Genomic DNA, 14,881 nt, shown 5'->3' with positions numbered 1-14,881 from the left:
GGTCACGCGTTGGGTGCGGCGGCGGTGCCCGCACCGCGTTCCCGGAGTGCCGGGGTCGCGTGCGCGGCCTGCTGCTGCTCACCCGCGCCGAGGACCTCGAAGCCGGCGTCGGCGATCATCTCCAGGTCGGCCTTCGCGGCCTGGCCTTCGCTGGTGAGGTAGTCGCCGAGGAACAGCGAGTTGACCACGTGCAGCGCGAGCGGCTGCAGCGACCGCAGGTGCATCTCGCGGCCGCCGGCCATCCGGACTTCCGTTGCCGGGCAAGCGAACCGGGCCAGCGCGAGGATGCGCAGTGCGCGCAGCGGGCTCAGTTCCCACGTCCCGGCGAGCGGCGTGCCCTCGAACGGCATCAGGAAGTTGACCGGGATCGAATCGCTGCCGATGTCGCGCAGCGCGAAGATCGCGTCGATCAGTTCGTCGTCGGTCTCGCCCATCCCGACGATCAGGCCGGAACACGCGGAAAGCCCCGCGGACTTGGCCTTTTCGACGGTGTCGACGCGGTCGTCGTACCCGTGCGTCGTGCAGATCTCGGAGTACCGCGACTCGCTCGTGTTCAGGTTGTGGTTGTACGCGTCGACCCCGGCGTCGCGCAGCTTCTCGGCCTGGCCCTCCTTGAGCAGTCCGAGGCAGGCGCACACCTCCACGTCGGAATGCGCGGACTTCACCGCCTCGACCGCCTGGGCGACCCGGTCGACGTCGCGGTCGCTCGGCCCGCGCCCGCTCGCCACCAGGCAGACCCGCGACGCGCCGCCCTGGATGCCCGCGCCGGCCTGGCGCGCCGTTTCCTCGGCGGACAGCCACGAGTACTTGAGGATCTGCGCGGACGACCCGAGCCGCTGCGAGCAGTACCCGCAGTCCTCGGGGCACAGGCCCGATTTCAGGTTGACGAGGTAGTTGACCTTGACCCGGTTGCCGAAGTGCGCGCGCCGCAGCCGCCCGGCCGCCGCGACCAGGCCGAGCACGTCCTCGTCCGGCGCTTCCAGCACCGCGCGGGCGTCAGTTCGGTCGAGTACGCCGCCGGCCAGCTGCCGGTCGGCCAGGTCGTCGAAGGTTTTGAACACCTATCAAATCCTAGGCGGCCGATCGGCCGGAAGCAAGCGGCGGGCAGAATGAGAGGGGTGAAGGTGACGCGAGACCAGATCGTCGACCGGGCGTACGAGCTTTTGCGGGAAGCGGGGCTGAGCAGCTTGTCGATGCGCCGGGTGGCCCTCGACCTGGGGGTCCAGCCGGGCGCGCTGTACTACCACGTCGCCAACAAACAGGAGCTGCTCGCCGTCGTCGCCGCGCGGATCCTGAAGGGGCTGCCCGGGGTGGCGAAGGACCCGCGCGAGGCGGCCGGGGACTTCCGCTCGGCGCTGCTGCAGGTCCGCGACGGGGCCGAGGTGGTGTCGTTCGTGCAGGCGTACCGGCCGGATCTGCTGGTGCCCACGCACGCGTTGCGCCGCCTGTTCACCGGGAAGTACGACGAGCGGCGCGCGGAGTGGGCGGCGCGCACCGTTGTCCACTATGTACTCGGGTTCGTCGCGGAGGAACAGAACCACGCCGAGCTGGTGCGCGCCGGGATCGTCGAGGAGGATCCGTCGCACAGCGGGGATTCGGACGAGGCGTTCGGGTTCGGCATCGACGCTATCCTCAGTGGACTGTCGTGAGTGTCTGTCGCGATGGGACCGGGATGGACACGCACGAGGCCGGACCGAGGAGCGCGCCCGTTGTCGCAGTCGTCAGGTCTGGTGTCGCGGATGGAACGGCACCAGGTCGTCATCTACCTCGGCGCGCTCGCCGCCGGCGCACTGGCCGGCTGGCTGGCCCCGTCCGCCGGGCCGGGGCTGGAACCGGCGATCAACCCGGTGCTGGCGGCGCTGCTGTACGTCACATTTCTTCAGGTGCCCGCCGCCGAATTGGGCCGTTCCCTGCGTGACGGCCGGTTCCTCGGCGCCGCGCTGGCGGTGAACTTCGTCGTAGTGCCGCTGGTCGTCGCGGCGATGTCCGCCTTCTTCCCGGCTGGACAAGCGCTTCGGCTGGGCATGCTGCTCGTGCTGCTGGCCCCGTGCGTGGACTATGTGATCGTCTTCAGCGGTCTTGCCGGAGGCGGCAGCCGCCGCCTGCTCGCGGCGACGCCGTTGCTGCTGCTCGCGCAGATGATCCTGCTGCCCGGATTCCTGTTCCCCTTCCTCGGCGCGGACCTGGTGCAAGTCGTGCGGGCCGGGCCATTTCTCGAAGCGTTCCTCGTGCTGATCGCGATCCCGTTGGCGCTGGCCTGGCTTACCCAGGCCTGGGCGGCCCGGCACGCCGCCGGTCGCCGGTTCGCCGACGCGGCCGGGTCCGCCATGGTGCCGTTGATGGCCGCGACGCTGGCGACGGTGGTCGCGTCGCAAACCCCGAAGCTCCACGGCGGACTCGGCCCGGTCGCGTCGGTGGTGCCGTTCTACGTGGTTTTCCTGGCGGTGATGGCGTTCGCCGGACTGGGCGTCGCGCGGCTGTTCCGGTTGGACGTTCCTGGCGGGCGCGCGATCGTTTTCACCGGTGCCACGCGGAATTCGCTGGTGGTGCTTCCGCTGGCACTGGCGTTGCCGGACGAGTTCGCGGTCGCGGCGGTCGTGGTGGTGACGCAGACGCTGGTCGAGGTGGTCGGCATGGTCTGTTACGTCCGCCTAGTGCCCCGTTTGCTGACGTAGCCGGGGATAGAGGCGCGCCGGTTCGCCGCGGTCCAGTTGGGCGCGCAGGCGGGCGGCGCCGTCCGGGAGGAACGGGCTGAGTTCCGTTGCCAGTTCCCGGCAAGTGCTTACGACGGTCCCCAATGCCTCTTCCAGTTCGGTGCCGTGCAACGTCCAGGGCCGGGTCTGTTCGACGTACCGGTTCGCGTCGGTGATCACCTCGGCCAAAGCCCCGGTGGCTGCGCGGAAGTCGAAGTCGGCGAGTGCCGAGTCGATCCGGTCGGCGAGCGTGTGCACGGTCCTTAGTGGACTCGACGGGGCGATCCGGTCGGTGCGGCGGGCCAGGCTGAGCACGCGGTGCACGAGATTGCCGAGACCGTTGGCGAGTTCGTCGTCGGCGCGCGCGATCAGCCGTGCTTCGGTGAAGTCGGTGTCGCCGAGCGGGGCGACCTCGCGCAGCAGCCACCAGCGGACGGCGTCCGCGCCGTACTGGCCGATCAGGTCCGTCGGGCGGACGGTGTTGCCCGTGCTCTTGGAGATCTTCGCGCCGTCGAGGGTCAGGTAGTCGTGCACGAAGATGGTGTCCGGCAGCCGTTCGCCCGCGGAGAGCAGCAGCGCGGGCCAGTACACGGCGTGGAACCGCAGGATGCCTTTGCCGATCACGTGCACGCGTTCGGCCGCTTCGGCCCAGCGCGCCGGATCGGCGGTGAGGTAGTTGGCGAGTGCGTCCCACCAGACGTAAATCACCTGGTCCGGGTCGCCGGGCACCGGGATGCCCCAGCCGTCCGAGCGCGCGGCGGGCCGGGACACGCTGAGGTCGGACAACCCGGAGCGCACGAAGCCCAGCACCTCGCGGAGCCGGGCGGCGGGCTCGATCCGGAGGCGGCCGGATTCCAGCAGGTCCCGGATTTTTTCGGAATAGCGGGAAAGCCGGAAGAACCAGTTCTGTTCGGTGACGACTTCCGGCGGGGTTTCGTGTTCCAGGCAGCGTTCGTCGTCCGCGTAGAACTGTTCGCAGCCCACGCAGTAGCGGCCGGTGTAGTCGCGGAGGTAGAAGTCGCCGCGTTGGGCACTGGCTCGCCACAGGCGCCGGACGCCGTCGAGGTGGCGGAGATCGGTGCTGGTGCGGAGAAAATCGTCGACCGCGAGCCCGAGCGGTTCCTGTAGCGCGGCGAATCGCGCGGCGCCTTGGTTCACGAACTCCTGCACCGGCACGCCTGCCGCCTTTGCCGCGGTGACGTTCTTGAGAGCATTGTCGTCGGTGCCGGTGAGCAGGTGGACTTTGGCGCCGCGCAATCGCCGGTGCCGGGCAAGGACGTCGGCTTGCACGAGTTCGAGCGCGTGCCCCAAATGCGGTTCCGCGTTGACATAAGGGATCGCGGTGGTGATCAAGTCGGTCATGGACAACCCTCTCCGCCCTCGGACGACGGCGGAGAGACCCCGGCGACGGCCGGGGCTGGTCGTGTCAGCGCACGAGAACGGGCCCCAGGTCGGGGCTCGCCATGCGTGCGGTGGTCATGCCTTCCATGATGGCCGGGCGCGCCGCTTCGGGGCCACTGGTTTTCAGCGTCCGGTCGTGCCGTCGATCAGCTCGCGCAGGATGTCGGCGTGCCCGGCGTGCCGTCCGGTTTCCTCGATCATGTGCGTCAGCGCCCAGCGGACGCTCGGACCGTCGCGACCCGGCAGCGCGGCGGCGAGATCCGGGCAGCTGTCGAGAACTTCGTTGGCGAGCTTGACCGCTTCGCGATAGCGGGCGACGACGTCGGCGACGTTGTCCTTGGTGCGAAAGGTCGATGGCCAGCTTTTGACGGTCTCGCCGAGAAACAGCGACCGCTCCACGAAGGTCAGATGGTTGAGCAGGCCGACGAGATTCGTCCCGGACGGCACCATGGCGGTGTGGGCTTCAGGTTCCGGCGCGCCGTCGACCTTGGCGGCGACTGAGGTGCGGAGATAGTCGAGAAATCCGCGCAGGACTTCGGTTTCGCTGCTTCCGGTGCGGGGCGGCGGGGTGTCGCGACGGCGGGCCACAGTGGTCTCCTCAAGGGTTCAGGCGGATCAGCAGGACGTGGTCGACGACCTCGGCGGTCTGGCCGTTCGGTCCGGTCGCGAGGCGGGTAGGGGAGTCGGCGCGCTCGACGGCCCACCGCGCCGGGTCGAGGGCGAGGTCTTCGGCGATCTCGGCTGGACTGGGGAAATGCGCGTCCGGGTCCTGGTTCCACGACCACGGCGCGATCGAGCCGTGGTCCACGACCAGCAACCGGCCGCCCGGCCGCAGTGCGTGCGCGGCGGTGCGCAGGACCGCCGACCGGTCCAGTTCGAAGGGGGTCTGCAGGTAGTGCGCCGTCACGAGGTCGAATTCGCCTGCCGGAAAGCTGACCCGCAGGTCGTGCCGCACCGCGGTGATCCGCGGGCCGGAGAGGCGGTTGACGGCGACGGCGGAGATGTCGGTGGCGGTCACGGTCCAGCCGCGGCCGGCGAGCCAGCGGGCGTCGCCGCCGTTGCCGCAGCCCAGGTCGAGCGCGTCACCAGGGGGAAGGCCGGAGACGGTTTCCACGAGCCGGGCGTTCGGCTTCGGGTCCGCGGGCGGCCGGGCGGCGTGCACTTCGTCCCAGAACAGGGTCGCGTCGGTGGTCATCGGTCGGCTCCTCGGGTCGGGTGCGTCCAGCGTCGCCGGAGCCGGGCCCGGAGCGCACGCGATCTTGCCGGAACGGCAACTCCCCGAGTGGGGAGGCAGGTGCGATGCGGACCGGCCCGCGGCCAGACTCGAGCCTGAGCAGGGTTTACCCGCTGTGGCACCGGGGCGGGGTTTCCCGCGACCACGTGCTCGGCTGCCGCGTCCCGCCCAGCAGGACGAGCACGTCCGGGCTCACGCCCGCGCGCACCCGGGACGCGAGCTCCGGCGACGTCTGCCCCAGTGCGGAGTAGACCGCGCGCACCAGGAACCTCGCCGCGAGCGGGGAACGCCTGGTGCGCAACGAGATCTCCATCAGGAGGGCCTCGCGGTCGCACGTGCGGCCGCGGCTCGCCGCGACGACGCCCAGCCGGGTTTGCTCGGCCAGCGGAAGGCAGCGCAGCAGGCTGTCGACGACGCAGTCGACCGCGAACCGGTTCCGTTCCGTGCGGGGCAGGCGAGGCCCGGGCAGAATTTCCTTCCGCACCACCATGGACCATCAACTCCTGGCCGCAGAGTAGCCGATCCGAAGCGCGCGGTGCCGTTCCTGTTCCGTGCGACGGAAAACGATCCGGGCCGAGTCCCTTGTGGACGGTGTCAGCCGGGCGAGCCGGACAAAACGGCGAGCCGGTCGAGGGACTCGCGGATGCGCGCCGGGACATCGTCGCGGCCGGGGCCGGCCGGGACCGACAGGTGCAGCGTCGCGTGGCTCGTGCCCGCCGCGCCGGACTCGACCAGGAGCCAGCCGCCGTCCCATTCGAGCCGCAGCCGGTCACGGCGCCCGGCCGGGGGCGCGGCGACCGGCTCCGGCAGCCATTCGTCCTGGTGCGCGGCATCGGACGCGACGGCGTACACCGCGTTCCGCGGGCGCGGGCATCCTTCGCTGCGCTTCGAACTCGCTCATGATCTTGGCTACCCGTCGCGCGGCGGCGCGAAACTGCGGAGTCCACAGTGGACGCTCACGGACGGTGCGCTGCCCGGTTCAGCCCGCGGCGCGCAGGATGGCGTCGAGTTCGGCGGGCGTGCCCAGCGTCCGGATTTCGGGCGGCGCGAGGCAGCCGATCCGGTGGTCGTCGTCGCGGACCGCGGCCGCGAACTCGGCGACGCGGGACGCGGGCGGCGCGACCGTGGGCCCGGCCAGGTAGCGGATGACGATGAGGTCCTCGCCGGAATGCGTTTCCACGGCGGCGGCCCAGCCGTGGATCTCGTCCCACAGCAGGGCGACGTCGCGGCCGGGGTAGGCGGGCAGGTGGCCGTCGAGCGCGACGTAGGCCGACACCGGGGTGTCGTGGTCGACGGTGCAGGACTCGAGGCCGATGCCCAGTGCGTTGGTGACGTCGGCGAGGTAGTTCCACAAACGCACCGAAGCGGGGTGCGACGGGCCGGTCTGGGCGGTGTGCAGCGGCAGGGACACGGGGACAACGCCTTTCTCGCGCGAAGGACTGGCACGGACCAGGGGTGGCCTGCTCTGCGCCACGGGCCGCATCCGGCGGCGCGGCGGGGTTTTCCGGCTAGCGGCCGGAACGCGCCCTTGCGGGCGGTCCGGACGTGATTCCCGGTGAAGGGGCACGGGAAACCTGCGGAACGCGGGGAATCGGCCCGCGTGCTCGGCAGGACATCGGACTCACCTCCGCCGCTCGACAGGGGACGCTCTTTTCTTCTAGCATGTCATCGAAACGATGACAACTGCCAAGTCGTCGAGAGGATGACGCGATGGCGGAGGTGGACCCCGGCCTGCTGATCCAGGGCGTCCGCGACGCGGTGCTGGCCGCACGGGACGGCGGAGCGGCGGCCGACCGGTCGATGGCCGCGCTTTCCGCGCTGCGGGCGCTGCGCGACCAGCTCGGCGCATGGGAACCGGAACTGATCGCGGCCGCGCGCGCGGCGGGCGCGAGCTGGGCGGCGCTGGCCCCGGCGCTGGGCGTGGCGAGCAGGCAGGCGGCCGAACGCCGGTACCTGCGGCTGCGGCCGTCGGCGACCGGAGAGGCCACCGGCGAAGCCCGCGTCGACGCCGAACGCGGCCGCCGCGCGGGAGACCGGGCAGTCGCGGACTGGGCCCGGCGCAACGCCGCGGTGCTGCGCCGGCTGGCCGCGGAGGCGAGTGCCGCGCCCGGCTTGGACCCCGCCGGACAGGAAAGCGCCGACCGGCTCAGCGTCGCGCTGGGCGACGACGACGTCACGAATCTGCTGCCGCCGCTGGCCGACGTGCGCGCGCATCTCGAACCGCGGCACGCGGCGCTGGCCGACCGCGTCGGGGAGATCGGCGAACACGCGAACCGGCTGCGCGAGAACGCGGCCGGGCAGCGGCGCGGTCGTGCGCGATGAGGGGGAGTGGTGTTCCGGTCTCGTTGCGAGCCGGTTCGCGTGGTCGGCGGGTGCTGTCTCCTCGCGCGGGGAGCGGGAGCGGTGTCCGGGTCGCGACGTTGCGCATCCGGCTCCGTGAACTGCGGCGGCCGATGGTGTCTCGGTGCGCGGTGAACGAGTGGGGAGTCCAGGCTGCGGGGTTGCGGATCAGGTCGCATGGGCAGCGGCCGATGGTGGCTCGGCGTGCGTTGAGCGGGCGTGGTGTTCGAGGCGTTCGGTGGCGGGCCGGTCCGCGCGGGCGGCGGCCAACAGCACATCCATGCGCATTCAGCCGCGAAAGGTCTCCCGCTGGAGGATCGGCGCGAACCGCCCGGACCGTGGCCTGCCGCGTCCCCGGGGCGGGCAAGCCAGCACCCGAACAGCCCCGTCCGCGAAGGGCGAAAACCGCGCGCAATGAGCCGAACGTCTCTTCCCGGGGGCCCCGCGCTGCCGACGTTCCCGGGATCCGAGATCATTTCCCGCGGCGGCATTCGTGCGAGCCGCCGTCCGTAAGGCATGCTATTCGCGGTTGAGCAGCCAGCCGCGTACTTTTCCTGCCCGGACGCAGGCGTTCCGGGCTTCCTGAGGAGGGAAAGAGCGATGAGTGAGCTGACCGACCCGGTGATCGACCCGCCGGGTTCGCTGTCGATCGAACGGGCCGACCGCTCGCCCGCGGCGGTGCTGGCCCTGAACGGGGACCTGGACCTCGGGACCGCCCCGAAATTGACGGCCGCGGTCGCCGAGACCCTCACCGGGAAGCCCCCGGTGCTGGTACTGGACCTGACAGGGGTCGATTTCCTCGCCTCGGCGGGACTGACCGTCCTGCTGGCCGCGTGCCGGGAGGCGCCGGAGGGGACGCAGGTGCGGATCGTGGCGTCCGGCCGGGCGACGTTGCGGCCGATCCAGCTCACCGGGCTGGAGCAGAGTCTCCCGCTGTACCGCACGCTCGACGAGGCGCTGGCCGCGGAGTGATCAGTGCGCCCCCGCAGTGCGCTGGAGCACCACAAGTGCGACGTCGTCCTGCGGGGGCCGCGATCCCACCATCGCGGCCATGATCCGGGCGCAGGCCAGTTCCGGGTCCTCCGGCCGGACCAGCTCGGCGAGCTGGTCCATGCCGGTGTCGACGAGCCGGTCGCGGCGCTCCACGAGACCGTCGGTGTAGAACGCGGCGACGGCTCCCGGCACCAGCTCCACCGTGGTGGTGCGCCGTTCGACGGTGGCCCCGACGGTCAGGCCGACCGGCGGGTCCGGCGGGGCGGGCACGAGCCGCGCCGGTTCGCCCGGCGCCGCGACGACCGGCGGCAGGTGCCCGGCGAGCGACAGCGCCATGCTGCCGTGGCCGGGCCGGAGGATGCCGTACGCGACCGTCGCCATCACTCCGTGTTCGAAGTGGTTCGCTTTGCGGTCGAGTTTGGCGAGGACGGTCGCGGGATCGTCGCAGTCGAGCGCGTAGGCCCGCAGCGCGCTGCGGAGCCGTCCCATGATGACCGCGGCTTCGAGGCCGTGCCCGGACACGTCGCCCATCACGATGCCGGTCTGGTCCCCGGGAAGCCGGAACACGTCGTACCAGTCGCCGCCGAGCCCGGCCTCCGCGCCCGGCACGTAGCGCGCGGCCAGGCGCAGGCCCTTGACGACCGGAAGCACGCCCGGCAGGAGGCTGCGCTGCAGCGCGATGGTCGCGGCCTGGTTCTGGTGCATGATCTCCGCCTGCAGCACGGCGGCCAGCCGGTCGGCCAGCAGCCGCAGGGTTTCGATGTCGGTGGTGGTGAACCGGCGGTCCCGGGCGGCTCCGATGTGCAGCACGCCGACCAGTTCGGTCCCGGCCAGCATCGGGACGCCGAGCATGGTGTGCAGGCCGCGCTCGGCCAGCAGCGCGTTCAGCACCGTGGTCCGGTCGACCTGGTCGATGACGACCGGCTCCCGGCGCGCGGCGACGGCGCCGGCGAACCCCGCGCCGACCGGCACCTGGACTCCCTGGTAGATCTCCTCCTCGAGTCCGGCGGCCGCGACGGCGACCAGGCGCTGCCACCGGGCATCGTGCCGCAGCACGGTGGCGGTGTCGACGTCGAGGACGGCGCAAGCCCGGGTGAGGATCTTGGTGAGCTCCTCGCCGAGCGCGGCGTTGCTCGCCCCGGGGCCGAGGATTTCGGCGAGGCGAGCCCGCGATTCGGGCTCCGGCGCGTGAGACGGCATGCAGCGACAGTAGCCGAACCGGCCCCGGGAACCGGAGATGCGCGCCAGCAGGTGTGAAGTCTGCCCCGTCCGGGTACGCCCGATTGGGCACCGGCGAAGTCGAGCACGAGAAAGGGACTTCCCCACGTGAGGTCAAGCGGCTGCGGCGAGGGGCGGCGAAACGCCGCGGCGTTTTCCGGCGCGAGCCCGCGCGCCGTCGCGCAGTCGGCGGGAGAGTGGTTCTGTTGTCCTGTCCAAACGAGGGACCGGCGGTGACCGGCCCGGGCTCCGGGGAGGGCGACGCACCCTGGGCACTGGACCTGCGGGGCACCGGGGTCGCGACGCTGCCGAGCCTGCGCGCCTGGGCGGGCAAGTCGCTGGGGCATCTGTCCCCGGACCATCTCGCGGACGTCCTGATGGTGATCGAGGAACTCGCGTCGAACGCCTACGAGCACACCTCGGGCCCGTCGTATGCGCGGCTGACCGTGCTGTCCCGGCCCTGCGTAGTGGTGATCGAAGTGGACGACCCCGAGCGCGGCCGCCCGAAGGTCCGCCCGCCGGACTTCGACCGGGCGCGCGGCCGGGGGATGCTGCTCGTCGACCGGCTCGCCGACGACTGGGGAGTGCACGAGCATTCCGTCGGCAAGACGGTCTGGGCCCGGCTCGGCTGCGGGGTGCCGGCGCGGGAAGCCTGCGAATCGTCCCGCTGAGGCTCATCGTCCCTGTTGCGGGTCGGAGTCGTCGTGTTCGTCGCGCGACGTGCCCTGTTCGCCGCGGATGGTCTCGCGTTCTTCTTCCGGGGTGTCGCCGTAGACGTCGTCGGATTCGCGCGGTTCGGTCATGGTTTCGCTCCTTCCGTTCCCGGTTCGGGTACCCGGTGGCGGCCCCGGCAACCCGGTTGCCCGCGGGGGCATCGGGTACCCGGCGGGCGAGGCGGAAGGAGGCGCGGGATGGCCGAAGGGGACATTCACACCAGTCGCGAGGGCGGGCTGTGGAAGAACCGGATCGAGGGGATCCGGCGGGTGGCGAACACCGCGGCGCGCCGCGCGGACGCGGTGTCGGTGGGCCGGGAAATGGCGCGGGCGCGCGGGGTCGGCCATTACGTCCACGGCGAGCCCAAGGCCAACGGCGACGGGGAGATCGTCGAGCAGTGCTGCTACCGGCACGCGCCCGGGTGACCGGCCGTTTTCGGGGCGGTGCGGCGGAAATCGCGGTTTGGCCAGACCGGACGGGGGTATCCCGGCGGCCCGACCGAGATGGAGGACCGCCATGACGACGTCTGTGCGCACTGAAACGGAGGCCCGGCCGCTGGGCAGAGTATTCCGGCTGCCGGGGGTCTACCGTCCGCAAGAGGACACCGCCTTGCTTTCGAGCGTGTTGTTGGCGGACACGCGCATCGGGTGCGGAATGCGGTGCGCGGACGTGGGAACCGGCAGCGGTGCGCTGGCCATCGCCTTGGCCCGGACCGGAGCCGCGGTCGTCGCGGCGGACATCTCCATGCGGGCCTTGGCTTCCGCGTGGATGAACACCGTGCTGCGCGCGCTCCCGATCGGACTGCTCCGCGGCGGGCTTGAGGAAACCGTCGAAGCCGGACCGTACGACGTCGTGGTCGCCAATCCTCCGTATGTGCCTTCGCCGACGCCGACCGTCCGCTCGACTCGCGCTTGGGACGCGGGGCCGGATGGTCGCGCGATGCTGGACCCGCTGTGCGCCGCCGCTCCTTCGCTGCTGACCCGTACTGGTGCGCTGTACCTGGTGCAGTCGACGATGTCCGATGTGGACAAAACCCGGTTCGCGCTGGCTGCGGGAGGGTTGCGCAGCGAGGTGCTGGCGCGGGCGGAAGTGCCGTTCGGACCGGTGGTCTCCGGACGCCTTGAGTTCTTGATCGAACGCGGTTTCGTGCGGCCCGGCGACCGCACGGAGGAACTGGTGGTGCTCCGTGCCGCGCGATGAACGCCGGGTCCGGGTGGTGCCGGGCGGGCCGGTCCTGGTGGAGGGACCGGTCGAGGTGTCCACTCCGGACGGGGGCACGGCGCGGTCGGACCGGTTCGTCGTCGCGGTGTGCGCTTGCCGGCGCAGCAAGAGGTTTCCGTGGTGCGACGCGAGTCATCGGAAGCGGGTCCGCGGCACTGGCTGACCCTGCGGCGGCCTGGTCGCGGGTGCGCGACCAGGCCGTTGTCCTCAAGGCAGCGGCTGGCGCAGCGAGGACAGTCCGTCCTGCCAGCAGCCGAGCAGGTGCTGGTCGAGTTGTGCTTCCAGGAACCCGGTGGCCTGGATCCCGAACACGACGTCCGCCGCCAGTTCCGGTTCCGGTTCCGCGGCGAGCAATCCGCCCACGACGTCGTGCCGCATGACCTGTTCGTGCACCGCGTCGGCCTCGATGTGTTCGGTGTAGAAGAACCGGCAGGCTTCGGGCGCGCCGAGGCGGCGCAGGATCCGGTCCATCCGCTGCGCGCCCGGGGCGGTGGTGATCTCCGCGGCGGCGAAGTGCCCGACCAGCGCCCCGCGCGACGCCCGGTGCAGGCCGAACATCGACATCATGTTGACCAGCGCGAGCATCGGCCCCGGAACGTGCTCCAGCAGCGCCAGGTACCCGTCGGGCAGGTCCGCCGCCGCGAGCAGGTCCGCGAACAGCTTCGCGTGCACCCGGTCGGCGCGGCCGCCGCCGAACTCGTCGAACTCCACTGCCACCAGCCCGGCCTTCGCCGGACCGGACAGCCGCGGGATGACCCACGCGTGCGGATCGGCTTCCTTGAGGTGGTAGATCGACCGGTGCGCGAACAGTTCCTTGACGTGCCACCATTCGCCCTCGGCCAGCAGGAAACCGACCGCTCCGTCGGCGTCGCGTTCGGTCAGCAGTTCGTCGAGTTCGGCGTCCACGTCGGAGCCGCCGGGAACCGCGTCGCGCAACGCGGAACGGAACGTGTTCTCCAGCTCTGCCCGGATTTTCAGCAGCGCGGTGTCCCACTCGCGGTCCGCGTCGACGCCGGGCAGCCCGCGGTAGTGCAGTTCGTAGCAGAGGTGCAGGGCGAGGTGGAGATCGTCGCCGAACGGGTCGGCGTCGCGGAGGTCGACCGCGGTCTGGACGGCCGGATCCCGCAGGATTTCCAGCAGTGCCGCGGAGACCGGTCCGCGCGCGGTCGGCAGTGCGGTGAGGGAGGTCGTCATTGTCCCCGGGTACCCGTCTGGAGCGAGGTCACGCGTGGGACGGTGCGCGCGGTGAGCATCGCGACGACTCCGTCCGGCCCGGCTTTCCGTTGCGCGGCCGAGCCGGTGCCGTCCCGCAGCACGGCTTGGACGAGCCGGTGGGCGAGGTCGTGGTCTCCGGCCGCTCGGAGGGCGGGTCCGGCATGGCGGAGCAGATCGGCGACGGCTTCGGCGGCGGGCAGCGGTCTCTCGCGGACCGGGTCGACGAGGGCGCCGGTGAGCCCGTGCCGCGTCGCCGCCCACACCGCCGCCGAACCGATCTGCGGGTCGAGCGGGGCTGCTTCGATGCCGCGTTCCAGGTCAGCGAGTGCGGTCGCGACCAGTGCCCGCGAGAGGACTGCCTGAACGAGCGCGCCGTCGACGGTCAGCGGCACGTCGGCGACCCGCAGCTCCACTGTCGGATAGCGCGGCGAAGGCCAGGCGAGCCAGAACGTCTGCTCGCGATCCACCAGCGCCCCGCACTCCACGAGCGAGTCGACGAGCCGCGAATGCTCGGCGTGGGACCTCGCGTGCGGGGAGAGGCCGGAGCCGGGAAAACGGGTCTGCAGCGCCATTCTCCAGCTGTGGAGCCCGGTGTCCCGGCCGCGGTCGAACGGTGAGTTGGCCGACAGCGCGAGCAGCGTCGGCAGCCATCGCGCGAGGTGATTCACGACCGCTACCGCGGTGTCCGCGTCCGGGACTCCGACGTGCACGTGGCAGCCGCAGGCTTCGTAATCGGCGGCCAGATCGCCGTAGTGCGCGTCGATCCGCGCGTACCGGTCCGGCGGCAGCGGCTCGGCGGGGGAGCGGAGGGGGCCGACCGGACTTCCGGTGGCGAGGATCGCGCAGCCGGCGTCGGTCGCGGCGCGGGACAACGCCAGCCGGCCGCGGCACAGCTGGTCGCGAAGCTGCGCCGCGGTCGTGCAGACGCCGGTGGCGTGTTCCACCTGGGTCGCGCGCAGTTCCCGGTGGACGGCCGCCCCGTCCGCGAGCCGCCCGACTTTCCCGAGAACCTCGGCCGCGACGGGCATCGGACGGCCGTCGTCCGGCGCGGCGAGCAGGAATTCTTCCTCGACGCCGAGTGTCGGTACGTCCATCGGCACCTCCCCGGGCCGGAGTACCCGCGCGGCGGCCCGGCAACCTTTTCGGGAGATTCCGGTCGAGACGAGATCAGGCGTGGAAGCGGGTGGTCTCGGCGAGCGGGGCGCGACCGACGGCGAACCGGTTCACGGGCGCGGTGCGGTCGGCGTACCCGAACGAGATCCCGAACAGCAGCTTCCCGCGGTCGAGGCCGAGCGTTTCCCGGACCGTGTCCGCGTAGAAGCTCAGCAATCCTTGCGGGCAGCTGGAAACTCCGTGCGCCTGCATGGCCAGCAGCAAGGTCTGCCCGTACATCCCAACATCCGCCGCGAGCCGGGCCTCGGCGGTGTCCGGGGCGAACAGCAGCGCGACGTGCGGGGCACCGTAGAAGCGCAGGCTTTCGGCGTCGTAGGCGGCGCGCGCGTCGTGGTCGTCGAAACCGATCCGCAGCGCGCCGTACAACGCGCCACCCGCCGCGGCTCGGCGCTTCTGCTGCACGGCTTCGTAAATGGCTTCGCTGTACGGAAAATCGACCGACCGGCGGCCTTCCTGGTGTGCGGCGACCAGTGCGTCGGCGAGTTCGTCCCTCTTGGCTCCGCTGACGACCTCGACCTGCCACGGCTGCGCATTGGAATTGGACGGTGCCGCGGCGGCGAGGTCGAAGATCTCGCGCAGGGTGCGGTCCGGAACGGGATCGGGCCGGAACGACCGGGTCGCCCGCCGCCCGCGGATCAGGGTCGCGGCGGCGTCGGCGAGTTCGGGCATCGGGAGTGCC

At 71.7% G+C, this 14,881-nt stretch carries 20 protein-coding genes; 8 read left to right on the top strand and 12 right to left on the bottom strand.

Features of this window, described 5'->3' with window-relative positions:
* Positions 1-2: 2 nt before the first annotated feature.
* The gene (bioB, locus tag FKO37_RS32425) at positions 3-1,061 is read right to left on the bottom strand and encodes a biotin synthase BioB (protein ID WP_037813235.1); all 1,059 of its coding nucleotides are present in this window, start codon (positions 1,059-1,061) and stop codon (positions 3-5) included.
* A 48-nt stretch (positions 1,062-1,109) separates the two neighbouring features.
* Here bioB and FKO37_RS32420 point away from each other — a divergent pair, with 48 nt between their 5' ends.
* The gene (locus FKO37_RS32420; RefSeq protein WP_078870473.1) at positions 1,110-1,649 is read left to right on the top strand and encodes a TetR family transcriptional regulator; all 540 of its coding nucleotides are present in this window, start codon (positions 1,110-1,112) and stop codon (positions 1,647-1,649) included.
* Positions 1,650-1,739: 90 nt separating this feature from the next.
* Entirely contained in the window at positions 1,740-2,675 is a 936-nt protein-coding gene (locus FKO37_RS32415) for a bile acid:sodium symporter (protein WP_238608368.1), read from the top strand.
* Here the strand turns inward: FKO37_RS32415 and FKO37_RS32410 are convergent.
* From FKO37_RS32410 to FKO37_RS32385, 6 genes are all read right to left on the bottom strand, one after another.
* Positions 2,652-4,055 (bottom strand): methionine--tRNA ligase, encoded by a 1,404-nt coding sequence (locus tag FKO37_RS32410; RefSeq protein ID WP_238606989.1) that lies wholly within the window; start codon positions 4,053-4,055, stop codon positions 2,652-2,654. The genes FKO37_RS32415 and FKO37_RS32410 overlap by 24 nt on opposite strands.
* A gap of 162 nt (positions 4,056-4,217) precedes the next feature.
* Positions 4,218-4,682, bottom strand: a complete 465-nt coding sequence (locus FKO37_RS32405) for a DinB family protein (protein WP_134662363.1) — start codon at positions 4,680-4,682, stop codon at positions 4,218-4,220.
* Positions 4,683-4,692: 10 nt separating this feature from the next.
* Complete coding sequence (locus FKO37_RS32400) at positions 4,693-5,289, bottom strand: bifunctional 2-polyprenyl-6-hydroxyphenol methylase/3-demethylubiquinol 3-O-methyltransferase UbiG (RefSeq protein WP_238606988.1); 597 nt, start codon at positions 5,287-5,289, stop codon at positions 4,693-4,695.
* A gap of 145 nt (positions 5,290-5,434) precedes the next feature.
* Complete coding sequence (locus FKO37_RS32395) at positions 5,435-5,818, bottom strand: DUF2267 domain-containing protein (RefSeq protein ID WP_037813225.1); 384 nt, start codon at positions 5,816-5,818, stop codon at positions 5,435-5,437.
* A 104-nt stretch (positions 5,819-5,922) separates the two neighbouring features.
* Entirely contained in the window at positions 5,923-6,180 is a 258-nt protein-coding gene (locus FKO37_RS32390) for a hypothetical protein (RefSeq protein WP_238606987.1), read from the bottom strand.
* Between the two features lie 127 nt (positions 6,181-6,307).
* Complete coding sequence (locus FKO37_RS32385; protein ID WP_238608367.1) at positions 6,308-6,733, bottom strand: DUF6292 family protein; 426 nt, start codon at positions 6,731-6,733, stop codon at positions 6,308-6,310.
* Positions 6,734-7,038: 305 nt separating this feature from the next.
* Here FKO37_RS32385 and FKO37_RS32380 point away from each other — a divergent pair, with 305 nt between their 5' ends.
* Both FKO37_RS32380 and FKO37_RS32375 read left to right on the top strand, forming a co-directional pair.
* Positions 7,039-7,650, top strand: a complete 612-nt coding sequence (locus tag FKO37_RS32380; RefSeq protein ID WP_037813219.1) for a hypothetical protein — start codon at positions 7,039-7,041, stop codon at positions 7,648-7,650.
* Positions 7,651-8,268: 618 nt separating this feature from the next.
* Positions 8,269-8,640: an STAS domain-containing protein gene (locus tag FKO37_RS32375; RefSeq protein ID WP_051728972.1), complete on the top strand. Its 372-nt coding sequence runs from the start codon at positions 8,269-8,271 to the stop codon at positions 8,638-8,640.
* On the opposite strand, the gene FKO37_RS32370 is transcribed toward FKO37_RS32375, so the two are convergent.
* Complete coding sequence (locus tag FKO37_RS32370; protein WP_037813216.1) at positions 8,641-9,861, bottom strand: PP2C family protein-serine/threonine phosphatase; 1,221 nt, start codon at positions 9,859-9,861, stop codon at positions 8,641-8,643.
* A gap of 251 nt (positions 9,862-10,112) precedes the next feature.
* On the opposite strand from FKO37_RS32370, the gene FKO37_RS32365 reads away from it, so the two are divergent.
* Complete coding sequence (locus tag FKO37_RS32365; protein ID WP_037813213.1) at positions 10,113-10,550, top strand: ATP-binding protein; 438 nt, start codon at positions 10,113-10,115, stop codon at positions 10,548-10,550.
* A gap of 3 nt (positions 10,551-10,553) precedes the next feature.
* Here the strand turns inward: FKO37_RS32365 and FKO37_RS47295 are convergent, their stop codons facing one another.
* Positions 10,554-10,682, bottom strand: a complete 129-nt coding sequence (locus FKO37_RS47295) for a hypothetical protein (protein ID WP_255443129.1) — start codon at positions 10,680-10,682, stop codon at positions 10,554-10,556.
* A 108-nt stretch (positions 10,683-10,790) separates the two neighbouring features.
* Here FKO37_RS47295 and FKO37_RS32360 point away from each other — a divergent pair, with 108 nt between their 5' ends.
* From FKO37_RS32360 to FKO37_RS32350, 3 genes are all read left to right on the top strand, one after another.
* Positions 10,791-11,018, top strand: coding sequence for a DUF2188 domain-containing protein (locus FKO37_RS32360; protein ID WP_037813210.1), 228 nt, complete (start codon positions 10,791-10,793; stop codon positions 11,016-11,018).
* A gap of 91 nt (positions 11,019-11,109) precedes the next feature.
* Complete coding sequence (locus FKO37_RS32355) at positions 11,110-11,793, top strand: methyltransferase (RefSeq protein ID WP_238606986.1); 684 nt, start codon at positions 11,110-11,112, stop codon at positions 11,791-11,793.
* Complete coding sequence (locus FKO37_RS32350) at positions 11,780-11,977, top strand: CDGSH iron-sulfur domain-containing protein (protein ID WP_037813204.1); 198 nt, start codon at positions 11,780-11,782, stop codon at positions 11,975-11,977. Before FKO37_RS32355 ends, FKO37_RS32350 begins: the two co-directional genes overlap by 14 nt.
* Positions 11,978-12,021: 44 nt before the next feature.
* Here the strand turns inward: FKO37_RS32350 and FKO37_RS32345 are convergent, their stop codons facing one another.
* The 3 genes from FKO37_RS32345 to FKO37_RS32335 form a co-directional block, all read right to left on the bottom strand.
* Positions 12,022-13,008, bottom strand: a complete 987-nt coding sequence (locus tag FKO37_RS32345; RefSeq protein ID WP_134662358.1) for an iron-containing redox enzyme family protein — start codon at positions 13,006-13,008, stop codon at positions 12,022-12,024.
* Positions 13,005-14,123 (bottom strand): glutamate--cysteine ligase, encoded by a 1,119-nt coding sequence (locus tag FKO37_RS32340; RefSeq protein WP_238606985.1) that lies wholly within the window; start codon positions 14,121-14,123, stop codon positions 13,005-13,007. The genes FKO37_RS32345 and FKO37_RS32340 overlap by 4 nt, the downstream gene beginning before the upstream one ends.
* Before the next feature lie 73 nt (positions 14,124-14,196).
* On the bottom strand, positions 14,197-14,871 hold the full coding sequence (locus FKO37_RS32335; RefSeq protein WP_238606984.1) for a nitroreductase: 675 nt from the start codon (positions 14,869-14,871) through the stop codon (positions 14,197-14,199).
* Between the last annotated feature and the right edge of the window lie 10 nt (positions 14,872-14,881).

This window comes from Amycolatopsis sp. Poz14 (genome assembly GCF_006704225.1).
In the GTDB taxonomy this organism is placed as follows: Bacteria; Actinomycetota; Actinomycetes; order Mycobacteriales; family Pseudonocardiaceae; genus Amycolatopsis; species Amycolatopsis nivea.
The sequence above is the reverse complement of the archived record's forward strand: the minus strand, read 5'-3'. Positions and strand labels throughout refer to the sequence as shown.

Coding starts and splice junctions, on each gene's coding strand:
- FKO37_RS32340 (WP_238606985.1), bottom strand. CDS start 14,123: ATGGACGTACCGACACTCGGCGTCGAGGAAGAATTCCTGCTCGCCGCG.
- FKO37_RS32355 (WP_238606986.1), top strand. CDS start 11,110: ATGACGACGTCTGTGCGCACTGAAACGGAGGCCCGGCCGCTGGGCAGA.
- FKO37_RS32380 (WP_037813219.1), top strand. CDS start 7,039: ATGGCGGAGGTGGACCCCGGCCTGCTGATCCAGGGCGTCCGCGACGCG.
- FKO37_RS32410 (WP_238606989.1), bottom strand. CDS start 4,055: ATGACCGACTTGATCACCACCGCGATCCCTTATGTCAACGCGGAACCG.
- FKO37_RS32415 (WP_238608368.1), top strand. CDS start 1,740: ATGGAACGGCACCAGGTCGTCATCTACCTCGGCGCGCTCGCCGCCGGC.
- FKO37_RS32395 (WP_037813225.1), bottom strand. CDS start 5,818: ATGGTGGTGCGGAAGGAAATTCTGCCCGGGCCTCGCCTGCCCCGCACG.
- FKO37_RS32345 (WP_134662358.1), bottom strand. CDS start 13,008: ATGACGACCTCCCTCACCGCACTGCCGACCGCGCGCGGACCGGTCTCC.
- FKO37_RS32375 (WP_051728972.1), top strand. CDS start 8,269: ATGAGTGAGCTGACCGACCCGGTGATCGACCCGCCGGGTTCGCTGTCG.
- FKO37_RS32335 (WP_238606984.1), bottom strand. CDS start 14,871: ATGCCCGAACTCGCCGACGCCGCCGCGACCCTGATCCGCGGGCGGCGG.
- FKO37_RS32400 (WP_238606988.1), bottom strand. CDS start 5,289: ATGACCACCGACGCGACCCTGTTCTGGGACGAAGTGCACGCCGCCCGG.
- FKO37_RS32420 (WP_078870473.1), top strand. CDS start 1,110: ATGAGAGGGGTGAAGGTGACGCGAGACCAGATCGTCGACCGGGCGTAC.
- FKO37_RS32370 (WP_037813216.1), bottom strand. CDS start 9,861: ATGCCGTCTCACGCGCCGGAGCCCGAATCGCGGGCTCGCCTCGCCGAA.
- FKO37_RS32360 (WP_037813210.1), top strand. CDS start 10,791: ATGGCCGAAGGGGACATTCACACCAGTCGCGAGGGCGGGCTGTGGAAG.
- FKO37_RS47295 (WP_255443129.1), bottom strand. CDS start 10,682: ATGACCGAACCGCGCGAATCCGACGACGTCTACGGCGACACCCCGGAA.